The organism is Bacillota bacterium, assembly GCA_009711825.1.
GTDB lineage: Bacteria > Bacillota > Proteinivoracia > UBA4975 > VEMY01 > VEMY01.
On sequence record VEMY01000010.1, the window covers coordinates 127922 to 149103 of the forward strand.

Here is a 21182-nt window from a genome sequence, read left to right on the forward strand (position 1 = left end):
CCTTCAAACGTGTCTACGCCCGGCAAAAAGCGAGTAAGTTACCGGTACAACCACTAGAATCATTACAGTTGAGCTAAGCAATCCGCCAATAACTGCTGTGGCCAGTGGCGCCTGTAATTCTGCCCCCGAGCCGATTCCCAGAGCCAGGGGCAACATTGCCAAAACTGTTGTAAAAGCCGTCATCAGAATCGGCCGCAGCCTCATGGCGGCACCAGTTGCAATCGCCTCCCGAACAGGCATTCCTTCCCCACGTAACTGATTAATCGCTGTCACCATGACAATCGCATTGTTAACCACAATCCCCGCCAGCATAATCAGGCCGATCATCGCTGTAATCCCCAGGGCGTGACCTCCAACCAGCAATAGCCAGAGCGCCCCCACCGCCGCTAGAGGCAGTGAAATGATAATTACCAGGGGATGGAGCAACGACTCAAAGAGTCCAGCCATCAGGGCATAAACCAGCACCACTGCCAGAGCGAGAGCCCCATAAAGACTCTGAAACCCCTCCTGCATCAGTTGCCCAGACCCGGTCACAGAAGCGCTATACCCTCCCGGCAATTGAACACGCTCAATCAATGCTTCCACCTCAGCAATCGCCGAACCCAAGTCGCCACTGAGAATCGGGGCGGTAATTTGGGCGGCAGGCTGTTGGCGGGAGCGATGTATACTAATTGGCCCCTGCCCGTCCTCGATATCTGCCAGCATAATCAAGGGAAGATTATGCCCGCCAGGTAGGGATATAGACAAATGCCGCAACTTATCGGGGTTATCAATATCCTCCGGTCTGTATTGGACCTGAACATCAAGATTATTCCCATCCCGGTTAAGGCGCGTGGCAAACACCCCGCCCATGGCGGCGTTGACCTGAGTTGCAACCTGGGCCGGCATCAAGCCCAGCGCAGCCACCCGCTGCCGGTCCAAGACCACTTTCTTTTCCGGCAGTTGTTGTTCCAAATTGGAAGTAGCTTCCCCCAGCTCCGGGACTGTTTGCAAATCCTCCAGAAACTCAAGACTGAGCCGCTGCACTTCCTCCAGAGAGGGACCCCTGACCTCCAGCTGCAAATTGTCGCTACCGGCCATGGAGCTAAACTGGTCTTGACTCGCAACTGCAAACTCCACATCGGGCGAGAGTAATTTTTCCGCCTCACCCCGGACCCAGGCAACCACAGCGTCGGTTTCGCTGGCACGTTGTTCGGGCGGCAACAGCCGCACATCGATTGAGGCAGTATTCTTGCCGCCTTCAGACATACTCACCCCGCCTCCGGGACCGACCCGGGTGGAGTAAATATCGACATCGGGATGAGTGGCCAACAATGCTTCCAAATCTGCGGCAACAGTGTCAGTTGCAGACAAAGACGCACCCGGGGGCAAAGTAACAGAGATGTTAAAGCTACCTTCATCGATGGCAGGCAAAAACTCCCGTCCCAGATATAAGAACGGGATAGCTGAAACTGCAACCAGCCCCAGGGCCACCAACAAAACCAGGCCTCTACGTCTCAGCGCCCCCCTGACCATACGTGCGTATGTACTCCGGGATGAACGGGGTCGCAATGCCTGGTTCCACCGACCATAAGGCAGAATCCGGGAAGCCAACATTGGAATCACGGTAATGGCAACTAGCAGGGAAGCTAAAAGAGAAAAAGAAACAGTCCAAGCCAGCTCGCGAAATAGCTCACCGGTGACACCCCCTACAAAAACAACGGGCAGAAAAACCGCCAATGTGGTTAGTGTTGAGGCAGTGATTGCTCCGGCTACTTCGTTGGTGCCCCGGGCAGCGGCTTCTGCCGTCGACGCGCCACCCTGAATATGCCGGTATATGTTCTCAATTACGACAATTGAGTTATCCACCAGCATGCCCACACCCAAAGCCAACCCGCCCATACTCATCAGGTTGAGGGTAAGGCCGCCAAAATGCATCATTACAAAGGTGGCAACCACCGAGAAGGGAATCGCCACAGCAATGATTAACGTGCTGAGAATGCTTTGCATCAGAGTGAGTAAAACCAAGACCGCCAGCCCTGCCCCCACCAGCAAATTGGTGCCAATGCCCTGAATTGCTTCTTCAATAAACTCCGCCTGGTTCATTGTGACGACAACCTCCACTTCGTCCAACTGGCCCGACAACTCCTCCAGGCGGCTCATCACATCCCGGTTTACCCGCACTAAATTGGCATCGCCCTCTTTACGGACCGCCAGACCAAGGCTCTGCTGCCCATTTGTGCGCACTATACTTGCCCCGGGGGCGCGCCCATCAGCTATGTCTGCGACTTGATCTAGCAGGACAAACCCATCACTGTTCCGGCCCACGACAACCCGGCCCAGTTCCTCCAGGCAATCGAACTCACCCACAACCCGCACACTATACTCCGACTCGTCATTCGCTACTGTGCCGGCAGGCATTAAGACATTGCCGGCCCGAATCATATTGGCCAAAGTCCCTAGATCCATACCTAGCTCGGCCAAGTCTGGTTGTGAGACTGTTACCTGCACCTGCTGCTCATTGAGCCCGCTGATATCCACCGAGGCCACTCCAGGTACAGATTCAAGCCCTGGCAGCAATACATCTCTGACCACGGTTTCTAAACGGTCCTCGTCCACATCTCCCCATACGCTCAGGCGCAACCCGGGCATTGTGGTCGGGTCGTAGCGTAATACCATGGGCTGGCCCGCATCATCGGGTAGGGGAATAAGGCCAATGCGCTCCTTTATTTCATCCCGGGCCGCGTCTAGATTGGCGCCCCAAGCAAGTTCACAGATGATTACCGAGCTGCCCTCAGCGGAAATCGAGCTGACTTCCTTCAGGCCGCCAATGGTGGCCACCACCTGCTCCAGCGGCTCGGTAATCATCGTTGCCGTTTCCTGAGGTGAAGCCTGGCCCCAATTTGTGTAGACTGCCAGTACCGGCGGTTCGAACCGGGGCAAAAGTTCCAGGCTCAGATGGTTCAGGGAAATTGCCCCCAAAAGAATTACCACCAGCATTAGCATTAACATCGTTACCGGGCGGCGCACCGCCAGATTGCCAGGCCCCAATGGCTCCACCTCCACAGATTTCTCTCTGTAGGGTTTCCCTTTTAATTGGATTTAATAATGCAAAATCCCGGCAGGCAAAGTAATAACCGGGATTTTGCCAAGGTCAAGGGTCAAGGCCTAACATAACGCAAGGCAGGGACAGATGAATGCATAGTACCTGAGTTTTCAATGTTCAACAACATCACAGATGATTCCATACTATAAGCCACATCACCACTAATAATACCAAGTTTGAACGAAAACATATCTGCCTCCAGCCAGAAACTTGCCTCGGAGATTATTGCGTTTGTTAAGGGCCTACTTGCTTGACTGTCAGCAATAATAATCTGACCACTATGCTCATCAAAATACAAAAACCTTTCACCGGGAGAAATCTCAGCTTGCTCCGGTAAATCATCCCAGTCATCCAACATCGTCAAAACAACAGCATAGCGCATTTCCTGAGTAAGCAGCTCAGAGACCAGACGTAGGTCATGGTGCATTTGCGCCTGCCGCCTCCCCAGATTATAGGTCTTATGGCCCATCAGGAAAAATGAAAAGACCCCCGCCATTACCAAAGACAAAATTATCAAGACAACAAGCAACTCAACCAAAGTTATACCGGATTGCGAACGCAAGTTAATCATCTGCGTTCCCCTTTACTCGGCCACAAAAGTAAGATAATGCACTCGCCTGTTTTCACTATACTGCTTTTCAATACTAACCAACGTGCCAGTAAACACTCTGCCAAATAGAACAATTTCATATTCATCTTCCCTAACCAACTCATCTGTCTGATATGTATCATCAGCAATAGCCCTTTCCATTTCCTGTTGCGCTTCTGCGACGAATGTCCCTCTATTTCCAGCCAGCCCTATCGTCCTGTAACTATTAATGAAAAGCGCACTCAATGACAGTGCTATTAACAAGAAAATCGCTGTAGCTATAAGAACTTCGACCAGGGTAAAACCGGCCTGTTTCGAACAGTCAAACAATAAGCTCCCCCCCTCCCCGTGAACTATCAATTTCTTTTCCAATGGCCGCGTTTTAATCCTGAATTTCCAGAAGGCAACGGTATATCCTCCCATTTTTGGTCCGGCTCAAAATACACCCGAGAATTTCCGACAGCGACAAAACTGTTACCTATGACGGAACCATAAACGGTAGAACTGCCGCTTAGTACAACATCGGCGTTGGGTGCATATATTGTCCGAACTAACGCAGAGGTGCTGCCCTCAAGAGAAACGTTGCTACCACCAGTGATAATACTACCGAGAATGCCCCCAGAGCCCTGCAGAACGATGTCAGCAGATTCGGAGTACAAACAACCGTACAATCTTGTATTACCCGGGGGACCAATTGGCTGGGATCCTTTATAATAAAGCATTATCTGGTTAGGATCTCCCCCCTGATTAATTGTACCACCCCCGCTAAGAATAAACTCTTCCTCAATGTAAAGTTCAAGCTGACCGGAGCCAACCAGTTCAATTGCACCCGACCCTTCAACAACAAGTTTGCGTGCCCTTATCCGGCGGACATCATGTCCAACATCGATAATCAAATGACTCTGAACCCTTAGCTCATCAAAGGTCCAATCATCGAAGATATGATGTGGAGGCGAAGGCCACCACCCAGCCAAAAAATCTCCGTAATAGTTCAACTCTGAAGGAAACTGGGGAAAAGGAGGCAATGGATAAGTGCGCACCTCATCAAGATTTCCAACCAAGCCCACGATATTTTGTAATCCTCCCTGTTGGCTGTCAATAACCTCGTTGGGATTACCGCCAACACCCACATAAAAGTCTCCGTCAACCTTTGGCGACCAGGTGAACTTAACACTTCCGGGCTCAACTGAATTTGTACCTGACACACCAATAACGGCTGAGCCTTCAAGTTCCAGAGTAGTCTCTGCGAACACTGCCATATCAAGATTAGGCATGCTGGAATCAGAAAACAATGAAACCTTGACTGTATCACTATAACTGGAAACATGCCCCGTCGACTCCACCACAATATCCTCACCTTGTTCGACAACACGAACCACGCATCTGCCGTTCGCCAACTCAAATTCATCTTCGCCCATGGCAAGAAAATCATCGATATCACCAGGATTTTGCAACAAGTGCGCAGCTACAGCATCTGCACCACTCCTGGCCAAATAATATGCTTCGATCTTTTTCTCATGCCGGACCGCTTGGGTTACATCATTCATTCCAACACTGATTAATGTGGTACCAAAAATCAATAAAATCAAAGTAACCACCAACACAGTAACCAACGTAGAACCACGCTCATTAAGCATTCCCTACCCCCCATCTAGCTCTGTACACCCTTTTTCAACAATTTAGATTATTATCTCGTTTTTTTCAGTAACCTGTCAAACCATAAATGACTAACAAATCCACGAATTACAGAATTGAACCTTAACATTGTTTAGGTAATGCGATACTTTTTCTATTTATCGAAACTCGATATCGGCTTTCGCAATCAACTGTTAGGTTTTTCCACGATATTCGTTCATACGACACCCTTCTAGACGATCCCTGATATTTCTGGATATCTTCATTGTTTGCTCATCGGTTTATCAATCATTAAACATTGAGCTTTACAGAAATTAAAATGTCGCTCCGCATACGCAAAGCGACTTTCACACTATAAACTTTTCTATCGTCTCTGCCAGATTTTCTATCGGCGCATCGACCTGCAACTGCCAGAGACAGCACTGCCGGTAGAGTTCCTGCCTGCGGTTATATAGGGCATAGAAACTCTCTTTGTCAACAGCCAAGGGACGATACTGCGAACTGGTCTGCACCCGATGCCAGCAGATATCCGGACCGGGGTCCAGAAGCAAAACCGGCAAACTCTGCAGGAGATTGCGGTTATTTTCAGATTCGACAACTCCGCCACCGAGAACGATGATGCCGCGTTTCAGACGGGCAAGTTCGCCCAGCAAGATCTGCTCCCGGGCACGAAAGGCGACGGGGTCGGCATGGAGCTGGTTTCCGGGAGAGTCTCCCTGCCAGACTTCCAGCAAATGATCGCTGTCCCATAAAGGCAAATCCCACTCACGGGCTAGGTAGTGGCCAAGAGTGCTTTTACCAGATCCCATAAAGCCGATAAGGAATAGCAGCAACTTCAATTCTCTTAGCACCTCCTGGCAAACATAATATACCAAACCGGGGAAGAGCAAATTGGCTAAGGCAGAACCTCCCAAACATGGGAAGCGTCGGGTGGGTCATTTTGAGTATACCAACCTGCCCTGTATTGCTGCCCGTTATACCAAACAATATCGCCGTTGTTATAAACATTGAAAGAACGCCACTCATCGGTCAACTCATTCCAAGGACTGCGCATTAATCCAGGTTGATCATTTTGACTATAACCTCTAGCCCGAAATTCTTTACCTTCAAAAACAACAATGTCACCTTCGCCATAAACATTATACCAACGCCACTCATCGGTTACCTCTTGCCATACGGGGTCTGTCCCCGGTTCAATCCCTTGAATGTACCACCGGGCCCAAAAGATTCTTCCGTCGTGTATAACGTAATCATCTTCCTCATAAATCGTTACCGAATCCCATTGAGGATATGATTCAACAACATTTATTTGAACAGGGAATTCGTAAGTGCCAATGGTATTGCCTTCAAGAGCGACCGACAATGTAACATTTGTCGAAAATAATCCTATTTCTTTGTTTTTAAATTGAAACTCAGCCTCAATATTGCCGCTATCCCCGGGCTGAATACGATTATTGCCAGTCAAATCGGTAAGCATGTTATTTTTCATAAGAGAATTAGGGTTATCTATATTGAAAGTTACGGTAATTGCTGAGTTAGACTTATTTACTATTTCACCCAAGAGAAAACTCTCTTTACCTTTAGAATTTTCATGGTTACCAAAATCAACAACAAAATCTCCATTGTGGTTGTGAAACCCCACGGGCCCACTTCCATCTTGTCGCTGATAGGTGTCTTCATTGTTACCCAATGTAATATAGAAAAGGACATGGCCAGGATGGGTGCTAATTGTGTCTTCGGCTATAATGTAACTAGTACCAAAAAAAGCCATCGCCTGTGGGCTAATAGCAATAACTGCAATTATAACAAGGGCGATGATTAACTTTTTCACCAGAATCCCCCCAATGGAACCTGAAATACGACACGTCCAATAATCCATTGATACTCAATAGCCGCCGGAGTAGCATCAGGAACTGCGTCTCCCTGAGTATAAAACATCCCGTCTGCGATTTCCACAATCCGATGTGTTTCGGTGTTAAACCCGGGTTGTTGGTAAGTAATTATATCGCCGGTCCGTAATTCTGAGCTTTCCACTGGCTGGACAACGATAATATTATTCGGTCTAATATAGGGCGCCATACTGCTTGAGGTAACACGAAAAGACTGCCACCCCCATAATTGGGGAACCCACATCAGTGCTAGAATGGCAATCAGGAAGACTGTAAATGAAATTATAGCACCTTTGATAGCTGTTGTTAGTATATTAAACATATCTGGTTAAGGGGCTGCAACAGCAGCCCCTTTTCCTCCGTCTCTAAGGTTTAATCTTCGCTAGGTTCAAGAATATTCCCTTCATCATCTATTGCGTCAACTTGGTATGCATGAAAGGTTATTTCTACCTGAGTAGATTGGGCACTATACTGATTATCGGCAGCTTGAGACAAATGGACGTAGAAACTAAGAGTAACATCATCATTGGGATCTAATTGATCTTGTCCCACTACAATTTCTCCATCGATGAGGTTATCTTTATATATGTCAGCGCCATCATCATCTTGGATAACCAAATAAAGCTCACTTTCGTCTCCCCACAATATGTTCGAATCTTGTGTATCAGGCCGTGCAATTTCTACCCAATAGATGAACTCAACTTCTCCTGAATTCTTAATCGTGACCTCTTTGGATTCGCTTTGACGACCTGGAATTAAATCAGTTACTGTAATAAGTTCTTCATAGTTTTCAATTTCAGCCTTCCATTCTAGAACAGTTACGTCGCTGGTATCTGTTTCTACAGTACTAAACCAAGCACCAGTTCCCTGAATCGTAACTACACTATAAACCAATAGAATCATTACAAAAGCCAAGCCTATGATGACTGAGGTCCGTCTTCTTCCTCTGCTCATTTAATTACCCCCACTTTAATTTGTCCCACGCATACCCAGGCACCCTACCTGCTTGTCCAAACTAAAGTGCTCATTTATTACTGGGGAAAGTGCTCATTTATGTACCCATTGCGATAATATCAATTCCCGATAGGACTGTCAACAAGAATTTGTATTTTTTGTCTGATTTAGTCGTAATCCACACTCACAATTACTCTGTCGAGGCGAACCGTGATTGTTGAGGCATCAATCTCAATTGTCACTTCGCTATCAGGCCAATTGTCTGCCACCTGCAAGGCGAGGTCTGGGTTTTGTTTTGCCAGCTCCGCCAGCGAGTGAGCTACATACTTGGCCCGGGTATAGTGATAGTCATCCAGGGCCGAGGCAAGGTCAGAGCGAGCGTTATGTAAGAGTGTGATGGCTGCGGGAACTGCCGCCAACATCAACACCAGCACAACTATCAAGACATATCCTTTCTGGTTATTCATTGCTCATCTGAAAGCAACTCCGGTATGTCTGCCCATCTTTATATATCAGCGTCATCCAGAGAACATCATCGTCGAGCTGCCAATCAACGGCCTGCACCTTGTCGGCGAAGGCGGCATCGCGATTTTGCCAGTTGCGGTAAAAGGAACCAGCGGGCGTCAAACGGTAGGTGGCCAAGCCGCTGTCCAGATAAAAAATTGCCCTGTCGGACAAAATCGATACAGACTTGGCATTCATGGCGTCTGTAGCCAAGGAATCGTAGGCCTGGGCTGCCCAATGGCGTTGCCGGGCCTGGTCATTGGTTGTGTGCCACATCTGCCAGAATACATAAAGCTGCGTCGCAGCCACAGTCAAGATAAGTAACGAGAGTGCGGTGGCGACCAATGTTTCCAGTAAGATATAGCCCTTGCTCATTGCACTCGAACCATAGCCAGTGGTTTGGGTAGCGCTTCGCCTGTGACCTCCACCTGCCAGTAGCTGATGCCGTTTGAGTGTAGAGCGGTGAGTGTACTGGTGAGACTGGCTTCACTAAGCACATCCGGCGCCTGACCGGCTGAGGCCAACTCCAGATGGGCCTGGGCCAACAGCCGTCCCCTGGTCACCGCCTGGGCAGTGTCAGCTATTTGCAATGTACTGACAAACAAAGCACCCAAGGTCAGGGCAACAAGCACCATGATTGCCGCAGCAGCGGCCACATCCAGGAGGATTGCGCCCTTACTCTTGCTCATGGTTACAGACCACCCGGCCATCTTCTAGCTCGTATTCCCCACCCAACGGGCACTCCACCGGTTTGGAAAGTAATTTTTCCTCTGTCAGAAGCTCGGTCAGGGTTTGGTTTTCCGGCTTTGGCAGCTCGCCATTTTTAAGCCGGTAGCGCTCAACCTGGGCATCGAGAATTTCAATATTGGCAATGCAAGCGTCTTGGCGGGAACTTTCCAAGGCATGCAGATAATTGGGCACAGCAATTGCCGCCAAAATGCTGATAATCGCCACCACAACCAGCACCTCCATCAGTGTAAAACCATCCTTGTTTAACATGTTTTCACCTACCTTTAAATAGCAGTCATTATGCCCAACAAAGGAAGCATAAGCGTGAGAAGCAGCAAGGCCACCAAGCCGCCAACCGCCAGAACCGACAAGGGTTCAAGATAGCGCTGCAACATTGCGAACCCGGTCTCCGTCTCCTCCAGATAATAATCTGCAGCCCGTTTCAGGGTGGACTCCATATCACCGGTAATTTCGCCCTGGGCAACAAAGGCCGGCAGCAGGCCGGGACTTTCCGCCAGCGACGTGGTCAGATCGATTCCCATGCGCAGGTCTTTGAGCACAGACGGCGCCGGCCCAGACGGGTTCAGGGTCGCGGCCATTTCCAATCCATGCTCTAAGTTCTTACCTACTGCCACCGTCATGGCGGTAATCCGGCAGAAGTAATAACAATTGATGCTGCGCATTATCGGGATTTTTGCTCGTGCCTGCCAGGGCAGTCTTCTTATCCACATCGTTGTCCCTGTCAGTGCGGCAACAATCAGGAGGGCAATCAGGGCGAACCGGAATGGCGTCAGCGCCTGGGAAAGGGCAAACACCGCTTGTGTCGCCGGCGGAGGAATTACATCGAGACCGGCGTAGAGGTCGGCGAATACCGGCGTCACATGCCAGAGGGCCACCAGGCCACTTATCCCGGCGACAGTGAGCACCAGCATCGGATAAAACAACATCCGCGCCAGCTGGTTCTGGATTTGCCAGCGCTGCTGATAATGCTGGCCCAAAAGTTCCAGGGCCGGGAGCAGGCTGTCGTTGTCCTCGCCAATCTTCAGCAAGCGACAGTAGAAGTCTGGAAATAATTTGGGCATGCCGGCCATTGTCTGGTGGACCGGGTGTCCGTTTCGCAGGGTGGTGGCCAGCGTTCCTGTGGCCTTGGCATAGCCCCGGTGGGGGAAATATGCGGACAAATGCTCCAGGGCGGTGACCAGGGGCAGGCCGCTTCTTAGCATCGAAGCCAATTGCCTGGTACAGAGCAGCAGATACTTCATACATGCCCCTCCATTTCCAGAGCAATGCGAGTCAACTCATCACTGGTTGTGCGCCCCTGCTCCACTTTGTGGAGACAGTCATCCAGAAGGGTTGGCTTAGGGGGATTTGGTTCGTTACCGGTGAGAATTGCCTGACGGCAGGGTCCGGTTACATTAAGCAGTTCAAATATACCCACCCGGCCAAACCAGCCACTGCCCATGCAACGCTGACACCCCTTTTTGCAAGTACAGGGGCGCCGCACCAGCCGTTGCGCCAGGACACCGTTCAGCGCCCCTGCCACCTGATAGCGGGCACAGTTCATCTCCAGCAAGCGGTTTACAGCCCCCCGGGCCGTGAGGCTGTGCATCGTCGCCATGACCAGGTGCCCGGTCATCGCCGCCCGTACGCTGATTGCCGCCGTCTCGGCATCGCGAATCTCCCCCACCAGGACCACATCCGGATCCTGACGCAACAGGCCCCGGAGCCCGGTGGCAAAATCCAGTCCGCTGCGGTAATTGACTTGGGTTTGCACCACATCGGCCAGCCGGTACTCCACCGGGTCTTCCAAGGTCATGATATTTACCCGGCTCCTGTCCAGGAGGTGCAGGGCGGCGTAGAGTGTGGTGGTCTTACCCGAGCCGGTGGGACCGGTGACCAGTAGCAGGCCCTGACGCCTCAAAACCATGCGGGAAAACTCCTCGGCCATTGCCTGGGGCATGCCCAGTTCGCCCAGATCCAGGCTCAAAGGCTCACAGGGCAGCAGACGCAGGGCAAGCTTTTCCCCCAGGATGCTGGGTTGGGAGGCGGCCCGCAGGTCAAAATGTCTGCCCGCCACGACTTTGTGGAAGCTGCCATCCTGGGGCAGCATGCGCTGGGCCACATCCATGCCCGATTCCACCTTGATGATGCTGATCAGCTGGCGGCCCTCCCCGGTGGGCAATGTACGCCCGGGCAGCAGTTGGCCGTCGATACGCATGCGGATGCGAAATTGTTCTTCCGTCGGTTCGATATGCACGTCGGTGGCGCGAAGGTCCACCGCTGAATTTAACAACTCGGCAAGCATGATTTACCTCCTAACGCTGGACCCGTACCCGACCGGAATGGTTGGCAATAATGATTTGCACATTTCCCTGCCAGTTTTCATGGGTAAGGGAGATCCTGCCGTTTTGACTGGCCCGGCCGCTGGGATGGTAGCGGACTTGGTGCTGATAGCTTAGGTAGTCAAACTCCACGCCTGCTGGCAGCCAAATTGTCTGAGCAACCGGGTATTGACCGGAAAGGTCTTTAATTACGTAGCAATTATCGAAGGGGAAAAAAGCGAACTCAAAGGTTGTGTTTTGGGCCACAGCCAGCTGTTGATAGTGTTGCAGTTCCCTTGCAAGGCGCTCCGCTGCCTGTTCGGCTGAGAGAACCGCAGCCAGGTCTACTCCCACCGGCGCCACCACCGCCATGCCAAGGCCGAGAATTGCCAAAGCGACCGCGACAGAAATTAGTTTAAAATCCAACGCTAATCGCTCCCCTCAACTTTTTCTATTTTTTTCGCCACCAGTTGACTGTTTTCCTGCAAGAATCCGAAAATTCTGTACACGAAAAAACACCTTACGGTGTCAGCGGTAAATTGACTGCAGCTGCCATCGCAGCCACAGGCGCCGGGCGGTTGCTCCAGAGCGTGAAACTTTCGGCTGCCTGAAAGACCAGCATTCCTAAACCTGAATAATAGTTTGCATGGAGTATATCGTTCTCAAGATAATTTAGATTATAGATTAGCGCTTTTTGCGGCCAGGACCAGCGCTGCCAGACCCCGGGGGGTGTACAGACAAAAATCAGGTCGGCCTCCGACAACTCCGGTGTGTGCCAAGGGATATGTTCCACTGCCTGCTTGAACCGCTTGGCCAGGTCGTTTGCCTGTTCCTGGCGCCGGCAGACAATGGTTACTGTTGCCGAAGAGTTCAAGTTAGCTAACACGGCAGCAGCGGCGCCACCTGCGCCCAAGATAAGGATTTTGCGGCCGGTGGTTGTTATGCCAAGCCGGACGAGATCCCGGTTGAGACCCACGACGTCGGTGTTATAACCTATTAGGCGCTTGTCCCTGCGCACGATGGTATTAACAGCGCCCAATTGTTCCGCCACTGGGTCCAGTTCATCCAGGTAGCGGATACACTCCTCCTTATAGGGGATTGTGACATTGGCGCCGATGCAGCCCGGCGACCTCAAGGTATCTATTGCCTCCGCGAACTCCGGCACCGCCAGCAGTTTGTATTCCCAGGGTAAATTAAAGGCCGAGCAGGCGGCGCTGTGCAGTTGTGGCGACAGCGAGTAGCCCGGTGCCCGGCCAATCAGGTATAGTTGATTCACTCTTCTTCCTCCCCGGCCTGCCCAAAATAGAGCTTGAGCAGCACCCGTTCTCCATCCCGAATCAGGCCGATATCGTTCAGCCGCTGCCCCGGGGCAGGGGGCTGACGTTCAACCACCTGCTTTAAAAGCGCCAGCGGCGCCTGTCCTGAGGACAGATCCAACTCCTGAAAGTATACTTGTTCCTGTTCCACATCAGCACCCCCTAAAATGTTATATCTATATACTATGCTCCAGGGGAGTGCCGATATGCATTTAATCGTCCGGACTGTCTGTAAGCCCACGCCGTTTGAGGCGACGCAAGACCATCTGCTCCAATGCACGATTGATTTTGGTGCCGAAAAACTCCTTGTCGCTCACCGGCAAGACCAGAATCGTAAACAAGCCATGCCGATTGCCTCCGAGGACATCGGTAAAAATCTGATCGCCCACCACCGCCGTTTCCGTGGCTGACACACCTAAAGTCTCCAGGGCGGTGCGAAACGCGCCCCGCCGGGGCTTAATCGCCTTGGATATGGCCGGAATCCCCACGGCCTTGGCAAACTTATCCACCCGATCCCGGGAGTTGTTGGATACTATGAATACAGCAAAACCTTTGGCCTGAACCATACCCAACCACTCCATCAGTCGTTGGTCTGGCAACGGACTGTCCCAGGCAACTAGTGTATTGTCCAAATCAGTAATTATTGCTCGGATGCCGCGATTCCATAATTTATCCAGATCAATGTGGTAAATGCTTTTTACATATAAATTGGGGCTAAATTTTTCTAACATTGTCCACCTCCTTGGCGCTCTAGATTTATTCGTTATTGATGTTCAATTTCCTGCTAAATTTTCCTGTGTAATTGATGATTAAGCATCCGCAATGCCCGTTTCTCGATTCGAGACACATAGGAGCGGGAGATACCCAGTTTGGCAGCAATCTCCCGTTGCGGCCAGCTGCGTCCGTCCTTGAGGGCAAACCGGCGCTCCAGAACAAAGCGCTCCCGCCGGGGCAGTTTTTGAATCGTCTCCTTTAGCCGGGCAATCTGGAGCTTTTGCTCCACCCGTTCGAATAAGTCCGATTCCGAGCCCAGGATGTCCATTAAGGATAATTCATTGCCCTCCTGGTCGATTCCCAGTGGTTCTTCTAGGGAGAGGTCATCGCGGCTTTTTTTCATGCTCCGCAATTGCATGAGAATCTCATTCTCTATGCAGCGGGCCGCATATGTTGCCAGGCGCACGCCTTTCGAGGGTTGAAAGGTGTTAATTGCTTTAATCAGACCAACTGTGCCGATGGAAATCAGGTCGTCGTTATCAATGCGGGTGTTATCGTATTTCTTGACAATATGAGCTACCAGGCGGAGATTATGTTCAATCAGTTTTTGCCGGGCATGTTCATCCCCCTCCTGGAGCAAATTGATAAACCGTTCCTCGTCTTTCGGGTCTAGGGGTTGGGGAAAAGAACTGTTCTTAATATGGGAAACTAAAAGCGCCAAGTCTCGAACCGCGTTGGCCAACAATAGCAAAACTGCAGGAATCACAGGCATCCCCCTATCAATATTAAGCTCACTATATATATGCCTGTGAAGTCAATTGCGTGACAACCAATTATTCCCGGGCAAGAATGGTGTGGGCCAGCTCAGCCAGCAACCGTTCCCTCTGCACCGATAACCAGCCTGGGGGCACCTCCGCCATGTAAACTACAACATACCGGGGCGAATCGACTGGGAAGAAACCTGCATTCCAGCGGATCTCATAATTGCCGGGTTGCAGGCGATCAGAAGTGCCAGTCTTGGCTGCAAGTTCTCTGGCCCGGGGCCAGGCGGTTAAATTGTACAAGTTCTCTCTATTCAATACCGCCTGGTTGAGCATTTGCGCCACTGTGCGGGCAGTGCTTGAAGTAAACACCCTGGTCCAACGGGGAGTTACCGGCGTCGGCTTCTCATCGTCTAGGGCCAGAACCAGACTTGGTTCCACCCGGTAACCGCCATTGGCAACAGCGGCCATCATCACGGCCACTTGCAAAGGCGTAGTCTCAAACTTATTGCCGCCAAGAGCAAAATGATTTACAACCCCCGACTCGGTAGACAAGTCCGCAAGCGTCGGCAGTTGGCCGGCATCAACCTCAAAAGACGGCAGTTCTATTGGCGGGGGCTCCCCCAAACCCATGCCCTCGGCCATCTTGAGCAAGTCCTCAGCACCCAGCTCAACCGCCAGTTTGGCAAAATAGACATTACAGGAGTGGGAAAGAGCGCCGGCCAAGTCCAGCTCGCCATGAACCTGGTGACATTCAAAACTGTTGGCGCCGTAAGTAATGCTTCCGGTGCATGTATAGCGGGCCTGGAGATAGTTAATGTCTTGCTCCAGGGCGACCGCAGCGGTCAATGTCTTGATAACCGACGCCGGGGGCAAAACCGGCACATTGGGAGATTTGCGCACCGCCCGGTTATAGTGATGCTCGGCGCCTATAATTTCAGGCCTGCTGGCCATGGCAAGGATTTCACCGGTATTGGGGTCGAGGACAAGCAACGCACCGGTGGGCGGCACGCGGCCGGTATCGATATATTGGTTCCAGACTGATTCAACAATGCGCTGAATTTCCAGGTCTAATGTAGTGACCAGAACCGGTGGCTCAGCGCCGATTTCCCGGTAACCCAGACCGGGAATCAACTGATTGCCGGCGGTGACAAATGCAGCCACAGCCGGGCGCTGACAACTGAGGAAGCTATCAAAGCTCTTTTCCAGACCTAAAAGTCCAGCATTGTCGTTGACAATCCCCAACACGTGGCAAGCCAGCGAAGTATATGTATACCGGCGGAAATTGAGCTCGTCGTCCCAGTCCCAAGTTACAGGTTTAATCCAATGGGGAAGCTCTATTTGCGGGGCCAGCGGGGCCACAAGCGGTAAAGGCTGCCGGTTCCGGGAACGCTCAATTATTGTCTCGGTGTCCAGGCCGGTTCTGGATTCCAACCAATTGAGCCAACTGTTGAAGTCAGCTTCTGTTTCTTCGACCCGGCCCACTTGGGTAAACACCGCGAGACCGGACCGGGGCTGGGCTCCGGTCAGGGGCGCGAGGTTGCGGTCTGTAATCTGTCCCCGCCCGCTATTGCCATGGCCCCAGTCCAAAAACACAGTCCGCGTATGATGATAGGTGGCGATTTGCGCCAACTCTTTGGCCTGGACAAGCTGCAACCAAGCCAGGCGAAAGATTAAAATTAGAGAAGTAACCAGAAAGCATAACATCAGTGCTGTAATTCGTTTTCGACGCTCGGCGGACACAAAAACACCCCCGGAGCTAGTATCACCCGGGGGCAGGGCTTTATCCTTTTGAGTTATCAAGCAAATGGCGGATTTTACTGACCAAAATATCTACCGCTACCAAATTTTGACCGCCTTCCGGAACGATTAAATCGGCATATCGTTTGGTGGGCTCAACAAATTGCATATGCATTGGCCGCACCACCGACAGATACTGCTCCACAACAGATTCCAGCGTTCGTCCCCGCTCCTGAATATCCCGACAAATGCGGCGGATGATTCGAACATCGGCATCGGTATCCACATAGACCTTTATATCGAGAAGATTGCGGATGCGTTTGTCCTCCAGAATCAAAATGCCTTCCAGGATTATCACTGGCCGGCTTTCCACCCGCTCTGTCCTGGCCAAACGCGTGTGTTCAACGAAACTGTAGACCGGCTTTTCAATCGTCTGGTTTTGCAGTAATTTCTCCAAATGACTGATCAAGAGCGGCGTGTCAAAGGCAAAGGGGTGATCATAATTGGTGTGCAGCCGCTCTTCAAAGCTGATATCGGATTGATCCTTGTAATAACTATCGTGCTCCAGCACAGCCACACTCTCCGGCGGCAAACTCTCAACGATGGCGTTTGTAACAGTGGTCTTGCCTGAGCCTGTCCCACCGGCAATCCCAATCAACAAAGGCCCGTCATTCATTGCTCCCGCCTCCGCAACACCGTAAACTCTGGCACCGGTTGTGGCCAGGGAATTTTCACCAATTGTTGGGCATGGGGCGCCCGCTCCAGAGGCCTCCCTTCAGCATTCGTCATGGCTTCAACTTTTATACTCACCGGCTTGCTGCCCGGCAGCACCAAGTCCAGGGTCTGCCCTCGGGCAAAATTGCCCCGCTGCTCAACCAGCAACTCACCATCCTGCCAACCGCGGACAACACCTACAAAAGCGGCGTGGCGCAGGTAGCGGGAGTGTTCGGTGAACTGGCCTTCAGCGCCGGGGGCGCCAAAGTAAAATCCGGTGCTCCACGGACGGTGACTGGCCAAATCCAATTCTTCCAACCAGGCCGGATCCAGCTGATAATTATCGCCCTGCTGCCACCAGGCGTCAATCGCCTGTCGATAAGCGTTGACTACAGTTGCCAGATAATGCACACTCTTCATCCGGCCCTCGATTTTAAAGCTGGCAATTCCAGCGGCCGCCAACTGGGGAACATAGGGCAGCATGCATAAATCCCGGGCGTTGAAAATATAAGTGCCCCGCTCATCTTCTTCCACATGCATATATTCGCCAGGGCGCTGGGCCTCCACCAGATGGTATTTCCAGCGGCAGGGCTGGGCGCAATCGCCCCGGTTGGCACTGCGGCCGGTTAGGAAGCTGCTGATTAGACAACGGCCCGACCAGGCCATGCACATGGCGCCGTGGATAAAGGTTTCCAGCTCGACCTCGGTATTGTCGGCAATATCCTTGATTTCCTCGAGATTAAGTTCCCGGGCCAAAACCACTCTCCGGGCGCCAAGCTCTCCCCAGAAATTCACGCCTGCGGTATTGCTGGTGCTGGCCTGGGTGCTGATATGCACTTCCAGACCCGGTGCCACCCGACGCACAGTTTGAAACACCCCGACATCGGAGACAATCACAGCGTCCACGCCAGCGGCCTCAAGCCAACGCACATACTCCTCCAAAGGTTGCAAGTCGTTGTTTTTGGCGTAGATATTAATCGCTACATAAACCCGGACGCCATTAGCGTGGGCGTGGTACAGCGCTTCAATCAGCTCTGCCTCGTTAAAATTACCGGCGCCGGCCCGGAGACTGAAGGCCTGTCCGCCCAGGTATACGGCATCTGCGCCGTAGACAATGGCGGTTCGCAGTTTCTCCAAATCACCGGCCGGCGCTAAAAGTTCAGGTTTCATAGCCTCTGCCTCCGTTAGTTTTGTCTGTTCTCCCTTGCCCTCCGGGCGTTTTGCACATGCTCGGCATAAGTGGCAGCGAAATAGTGCTCACTGCTGCCATCATCTTTGGCGACAAAAAATTTATAATCAACATCGGCTGGAAATACAGTGGCCCGCAACGAACCGGCGCCCGGTCCGGCAATCGGCCCCGGAGGCAAGCCGGGATACATGTACGTGTTATAAGGAGAGTCGATGTCCCTGTACGGAGAAATATCGCGAATGGAGAAATCCTGCAGGATATAATTGATCGTTGCACATGATTCCAGCATAAAGTAAGTTTCAGCCCGATCTATCAACCGATTGTGGAAGGCCGCCGCAACCAGCGGACGCTCATCGGCTACAACTGCTTCCTTCTCGACGATTGACGCCAAAGTGACGATTTCATGCACCGTCATGCCCATGGCTTCGGTGGCTTCACGCATTTCTTCAGTGAACACGCGATCAAAGCCCCTGAGCATGGTGTTGATAACCGCCCGTTCCCGGTCCTCTACATCAGCGCGCATTTCATAGGTATCCGGGAACAAATATCCTTCCAAGGGAAATTCCAGCCCCTCGGGAATCTGCTCCACAAACCAATAATCCCAATTAGACAGATCATTTGCCAGCTCCAGAAAACGTTCCTCATCGACAATCCCCCTGTTGGCCAGGCGGGCAGCAATGTCGGAGATAAACAGACCTTCCGGAACCGTAAATCGAAATGTGTCGATAAAAGCGTCGCCAGAAACAAGTTTGTCCACAATTTCTTCAAGACCGGATGATGGACTGAGCATATAGTCGCCGGCCTGGATTCTACCATCCAGTTCATGGTACCTGAGATAAAGACGGAAGACCAAAGCGCTCTTAATCACTCCTGCCTCTTCGAGAACATCGCCAATCCTTGCACTGGATGCACCCTGAGGGACAGTTACGAGAAATTCTGTGCTATCGTCGCTAACCGGACCGAGATTGTCCTGCAAAATACCATAGCCAATGTAGGCGCCGGTGGAAAGAGCCGTAACCAGTAATAACAGGACAATTAGGATTGGCACCAAGAGCCGGGGTCTGCTGGTCTTGGTTTCATGCTGGCTTTTTGCCATGAATTTCACCCGCTTTATTTAAGAATGCAGTTTTTGCCAGGCAGCCTCTACCGCTGCCAGTTCATCATCATCAATAACATATACATACATTTCTTCTTCGGCATTGCCTTCATCGCTGACTACCTGCTCAACCCGAAACGGTATCAGGGTTTGCTGATCTTCTTCCGGTTGCAGCAGGGCGTAATTGCGGCCCCGCACTTGCAACCGCCGGTATTCGATGAAGTTCAAGAGTTGATTTTCTTCTTCATTATACAATTGAATAACATTGCTGTCATCAGACATTTTTTTCACCTCGTTGTAAATAGCTTTGCAAAATTATCACTGCTGCCATTTTATCCACTACTTTGCGGCGCTTCCGCCGACTAACATCGGCATCGATCAACACCCGCTCCGCGGCCATTGTTGTCAAGCGCTCATCTTCAAAATCCACCGGTAGTCCAGTTGTAATTGCAAGCTCCTCGGCAAACTGCTCAGCGCTTTCAGCGCCCGGGCCGTAGGTTCCATTCATATTCCGGGGCATCCCTATCACCAGACGGGACACTTCATATTCTTGGCATAACTTTTTAATTTCAGCAAAAGTTTTTTTATCATTAGCCAGTACCTTGATTCCCTGGGCAGTCATTCCCAGGGGGTCAGAGACCGCTACCCCAATTCTTTTTTCCCCGACATCTAAGGCCATTATCCGCATCAATGGCACCTCTATTCAAATTATTTTAAGACACATTTCCCCGCAGACACGGCTGCAATAGCCACAACATAGACAGAGGTCATGATTAACAATTGCCTTCCCCTGTTCTATCTGCAATGCCGCCTGGGGACAGACGCTGACACAGGCAGCGCACCCCCTGCACCAGTCGGCAATGTGCAGGCGTCGTTTTCTGCCCAAAGTCGCGCTGGCAAGCTCTGGCGCCGGATTGCGACCATTGCACAAAGCGAGATTGAAGTCTATCTCTTCCTGGCTGACCATGCCAATGACCATACTCTCAAACCATGGCATACCCAGCACATGGGCGATGGCAGTACCAGCGTCACGATACAAACTGCCTCCACCCAAAACCTTCATTGCATAAATCCCGCGCCCGCTTGCCTGGGCATCCAACAGGGCCTTAGACATTGTCTCGGCATTGCCATCCCGGATACCTACTCCTGCCTGATTGTAAAGGGGATGCAGGATTTGAATTTCCGGCCACGTCAATGCGGCCTGCACCCCTGACACACTGTGGGTGGAAATCCCCACTGCTCGGATAGCCCCTTTACTTCGGGCTTCAGCCAACCATTCCAGGGCCTCCCGGTGTCCGGGCAGAGTCAGGGCGCTCTGCTCATGCAACAACACTATATCGAGGACATCCCTGCCCAAAGCGCGTCGGGCCTCCTCCACCGCCTCCCGGGCCTGACATGCAGTATAGGCATAGGTTTTGGTGGCAATCACCGGTTCTCCCTTAATTTTACTCAAAGCAGCTTTCAACACAGGATAATTGTTGTAAATTTGCGCAGTATCCCAAAAAGTCACGCCCTTGTGCCAGGCGTAACACAAAAGTTCAGCCCCCTCTTCCACAGATAGGGAAGTTTGCAGGGGGCTGAGAGCCAACGTTCCAAAACCCAGGCGACTGACGGCGATTCCCGAGTCGCCCAGGTTGATAACCGGCAACAATTTTATTCTACCTCTTGTAGATATGCGGTCACAAGTTCTTCCAGAATATCGTCCCGTTCCAGCTTGCGAATCAGGCTGCGGGCATTGCGATGGCTGGTGATATAAGCCGGGTCTCCGGAAATAAGGTAACCGACAATTTGGTTGATTGGATTGTATCCTTTTTCTTTCAAGGCCGTGAACACTTCAACCAAGATGGTGCGGGTTTCATTGGACTCCTCGGCATCGAGCCGAAAACTTACAGTTTCCTGAGTATGGTTATCCACATGCGTCCACCCCCTATTTATTAAATGCTTAT

The 21182-nt window shown here is 51.5% G+C and carries 27 protein-coding genes; all 27 read right to left on the reverse strand.

Features of this window, described 5'->3' with window-relative positions:
- Positions 1-3 precede the first annotated feature (3 nt).
- Positions 4-3030, reverse strand: coding sequence for an efflux RND transporter permease subunit (locus FH749_05480; protein MTI94928.1), 3027 nt, complete (start codon positions 3028-3030; stop codon positions 4-6).
- A 110-nt stretch (positions 3031-3140) separates the two neighbouring features.
- On the reverse strand, positions 3141-3656 hold the full coding sequence (locus tag FH749_05485; GenBank protein ID MTI94929.1) for a prepilin-type N-terminal cleavage/methylation domain-containing protein: 516 nt from the start codon (positions 3654-3656) through the stop codon (positions 3141-3143).
- Between the two features lie 12 nt (positions 3657-3668).
- Positions 3669-4097, reverse strand: a complete 429-nt coding sequence (locus tag FH749_05490) for a prepilin-type N-terminal cleavage/methylation domain-containing protein (GenBank protein MTI94930.1) — start codon at positions 4095-4097, stop codon at positions 3669-3671.
- Complete coding sequence (locus FH749_05495) at positions 4031-5311, reverse strand: hypothetical protein (GenBank protein MTI94931.1); 1281 nt, start codon at positions 5309-5311, stop codon at positions 4031-4033. Before FH749_05495 ends, FH749_05490 begins: the two co-directional genes overlap by 67 nt.
- Before the next feature lie 345 nt (positions 5312-5656).
- Positions 5657-6148 (reverse strand): hypothetical protein, encoded by a 492-nt coding sequence (locus tag FH749_05500; GenBank protein ID MTI94932.1) that lies wholly within the window; start codon positions 6146-6148, stop codon positions 5657-5659.
- A 56-nt stretch (positions 6149-6204) separates the two neighbouring features.
- Positions 6205-7188, reverse strand: coding sequence for a hypothetical protein (locus FH749_05505; GenBank protein MTI94933.1), 984 nt, complete (start codon positions 7186-7188; stop codon positions 6205-6207).
- A complete protein-coding gene (locus FH749_05510) occupies positions 7137-7520 on the reverse strand; it encodes a signal peptidase I (protein MTI94934.1) in 384 nt (127 codons plus the stop codon). Before FH749_05510 ends, FH749_05505 begins: the two co-directional genes overlap by 52 nt.
- Positions 7521-7570: 50 nt before the next feature.
- On the reverse strand, positions 7571-8152 hold the full coding sequence (locus tag FH749_05515; GenBank protein ID MTI94935.1) for a hypothetical protein: 582 nt from the start codon (positions 8150-8152) through the stop codon (positions 7571-7573).
- Positions 8153-8319: 167 nt separating this feature from the next.
- Positions 8320-8619, reverse strand: a complete 300-nt coding sequence (locus tag FH749_05520) for a hypothetical protein (protein ID MTI94936.1) — start codon at positions 8617-8619, stop codon at positions 8320-8322.
- Entirely contained in the window at positions 8612-9031 is a 420-nt protein-coding gene (locus tag FH749_05525; GenBank protein MTI94937.1) for a hypothetical protein, read from the reverse strand. The genes FH749_05520 and FH749_05525 overlap by 8 nt, the downstream gene beginning before the upstream one ends.
- Positions 9028-9345: a hypothetical protein gene (locus FH749_05530; GenBank protein ID MTI94938.1), complete on the reverse strand. Its 318-nt coding sequence runs from the start codon at positions 9343-9345 to the stop codon at positions 9028-9030. Before FH749_05530 ends, FH749_05525 begins: the two co-directional genes overlap by 4 nt.
- Positions 9332-9655, reverse strand: coding sequence for a prepilin-type N-terminal cleavage/methylation domain-containing protein (locus tag FH749_05535; protein ID MTI94939.1), 324 nt, complete (start codon positions 9653-9655; stop codon positions 9332-9334). The genes FH749_05530 and FH749_05535 overlap by 14 nt, the downstream gene beginning before the upstream one ends.
- Positions 9656-9669: 14 nt before the next feature.
- Complete coding sequence (locus FH749_05540) at positions 9670-10647, reverse strand: type II secretion system F family protein (GenBank protein MTI94940.1); 978 nt, start codon at positions 10645-10647, stop codon at positions 9670-9672.
- Complete coding sequence (locus FH749_05545) at positions 10644-11690, reverse strand: type II/IV secretion system protein (protein MTI94941.1); 1047 nt, start codon at positions 11688-11690, stop codon at positions 10644-10646. Before FH749_05545 ends, FH749_05540 begins: the two co-directional genes overlap by 4 nt.
- Before the next feature lie 10 nt (positions 11691-11700).
- Entirely contained in the window at positions 11701-12132 is a 432-nt protein-coding gene (locus FH749_05550) for a hypothetical protein (protein ID MTI94942.1), read from the reverse strand.
- Between the two features lie 94 nt (positions 12133-12226).
- Complete coding sequence (locus FH749_05555) at positions 12227-12982, reverse strand: hypothetical protein (protein MTI94943.1); 756 nt, start codon at positions 12980-12982, stop codon at positions 12227-12229.
- On the reverse strand, positions 12979-13173 hold the full coding sequence (locus FH749_05560) for a hypothetical protein (protein ID MTI94944.1): 195 nt from the start codon (positions 13171-13173) through the stop codon (positions 12979-12981). Before FH749_05560 ends, FH749_05555 begins: the two co-directional genes overlap by 4 nt.
- Positions 13174-13234: 61 nt before the next feature.
- The gene (locus FH749_05565; GenBank protein MTI94945.1) at positions 13235-13753 is read right to left on the reverse strand and encodes a YqeG family HAD IIIA-type phosphatase; all 519 of its coding nucleotides are present in this window, start codon (positions 13751-13753) and stop codon (positions 13235-13237) included.
- Between the two features lie 53 nt (positions 13754-13806).
- Positions 13807-14508 carry an RNA polymerase sporulation sigma factor SigK gene (sigK, locus tag FH749_05570; protein ID MTI94946.1) on the reverse strand — a complete coding sequence of 234 codons (702 nt, stop codon included), beginning with the start codon at positions 14506-14508 and terminating at the stop codon, positions 13807-13809.
- A gap of 61 nt (positions 14509-14569) precedes the next feature.
- Positions 14570-16240 carry a penicillin-binding protein 2 gene (locus FH749_05575; GenBank protein MTI94947.1) on the reverse strand — a complete coding sequence of 557 codons (1671 nt, stop codon included), beginning with the start codon at positions 16238-16240 and terminating at the stop codon, positions 14570-14572.
- A gap of 40 nt (positions 16241-16280) precedes the next feature.
- Positions 16281-16913, reverse strand: coding sequence for a uridine kinase (locus tag FH749_05580; protein ID MTI94948.1), 633 nt, complete (start codon positions 16911-16913; stop codon positions 16281-16283).
- Positions 16910-18121, reverse strand: a complete 1212-nt coding sequence (locus FH749_05585; protein MTI94949.1) for a U32 family peptidase — start codon at positions 18119-18121, stop codon at positions 16910-16912. Before FH749_05585 ends, FH749_05580 begins: the two co-directional genes overlap by 4 nt.
- Positions 18122-18135: 14 nt before the next feature.
- On the reverse strand, positions 18136-19236 hold the full coding sequence (gene mltG / locus FH749_05590) for an endolytic transglycosylase MltG (GenBank protein ID MTI94950.1): 1101 nt from the start codon (positions 19234-19236) through the stop codon (positions 18136-18138).
- Positions 19237-19254: 18 nt separating this feature from the next.
- A complete protein-coding gene (locus FH749_05595) occupies positions 19255-19518 on the reverse strand; it encodes a DUF1292 domain-containing protein (protein MTI94951.1) in 264 nt (87 codons plus the stop codon).
- Positions 19511-19924, reverse strand: coding sequence for a Holliday junction resolvase RuvX (ruvX, locus tag FH749_05600; GenBank protein MTI94952.1), 414 nt, complete (start codon positions 19922-19924; stop codon positions 19511-19513). Before ruvX ends, FH749_05595 begins: the two co-directional genes overlap by 8 nt.
- 15 nt (positions 19925-19939) lie before the next feature.
- Entirely contained in the window at positions 19940-20884 is a 945-nt protein-coding gene (locus FH749_05605; protein MTI94953.1) for an aldo/keto reductase, read from the reverse strand.
- 5 nt (positions 20885-20889) lie between these two features.
- Positions 20890-21150 (reverse strand): IreB family regulatory phosphoprotein, encoded by a 261-nt coding sequence (locus tag FH749_05610; protein ID MTI94954.1) that lies wholly within the window; start codon positions 21148-21150, stop codon positions 20890-20892.
- Between the last annotated feature and the right edge of the window lie 32 nt (positions 21151-21182).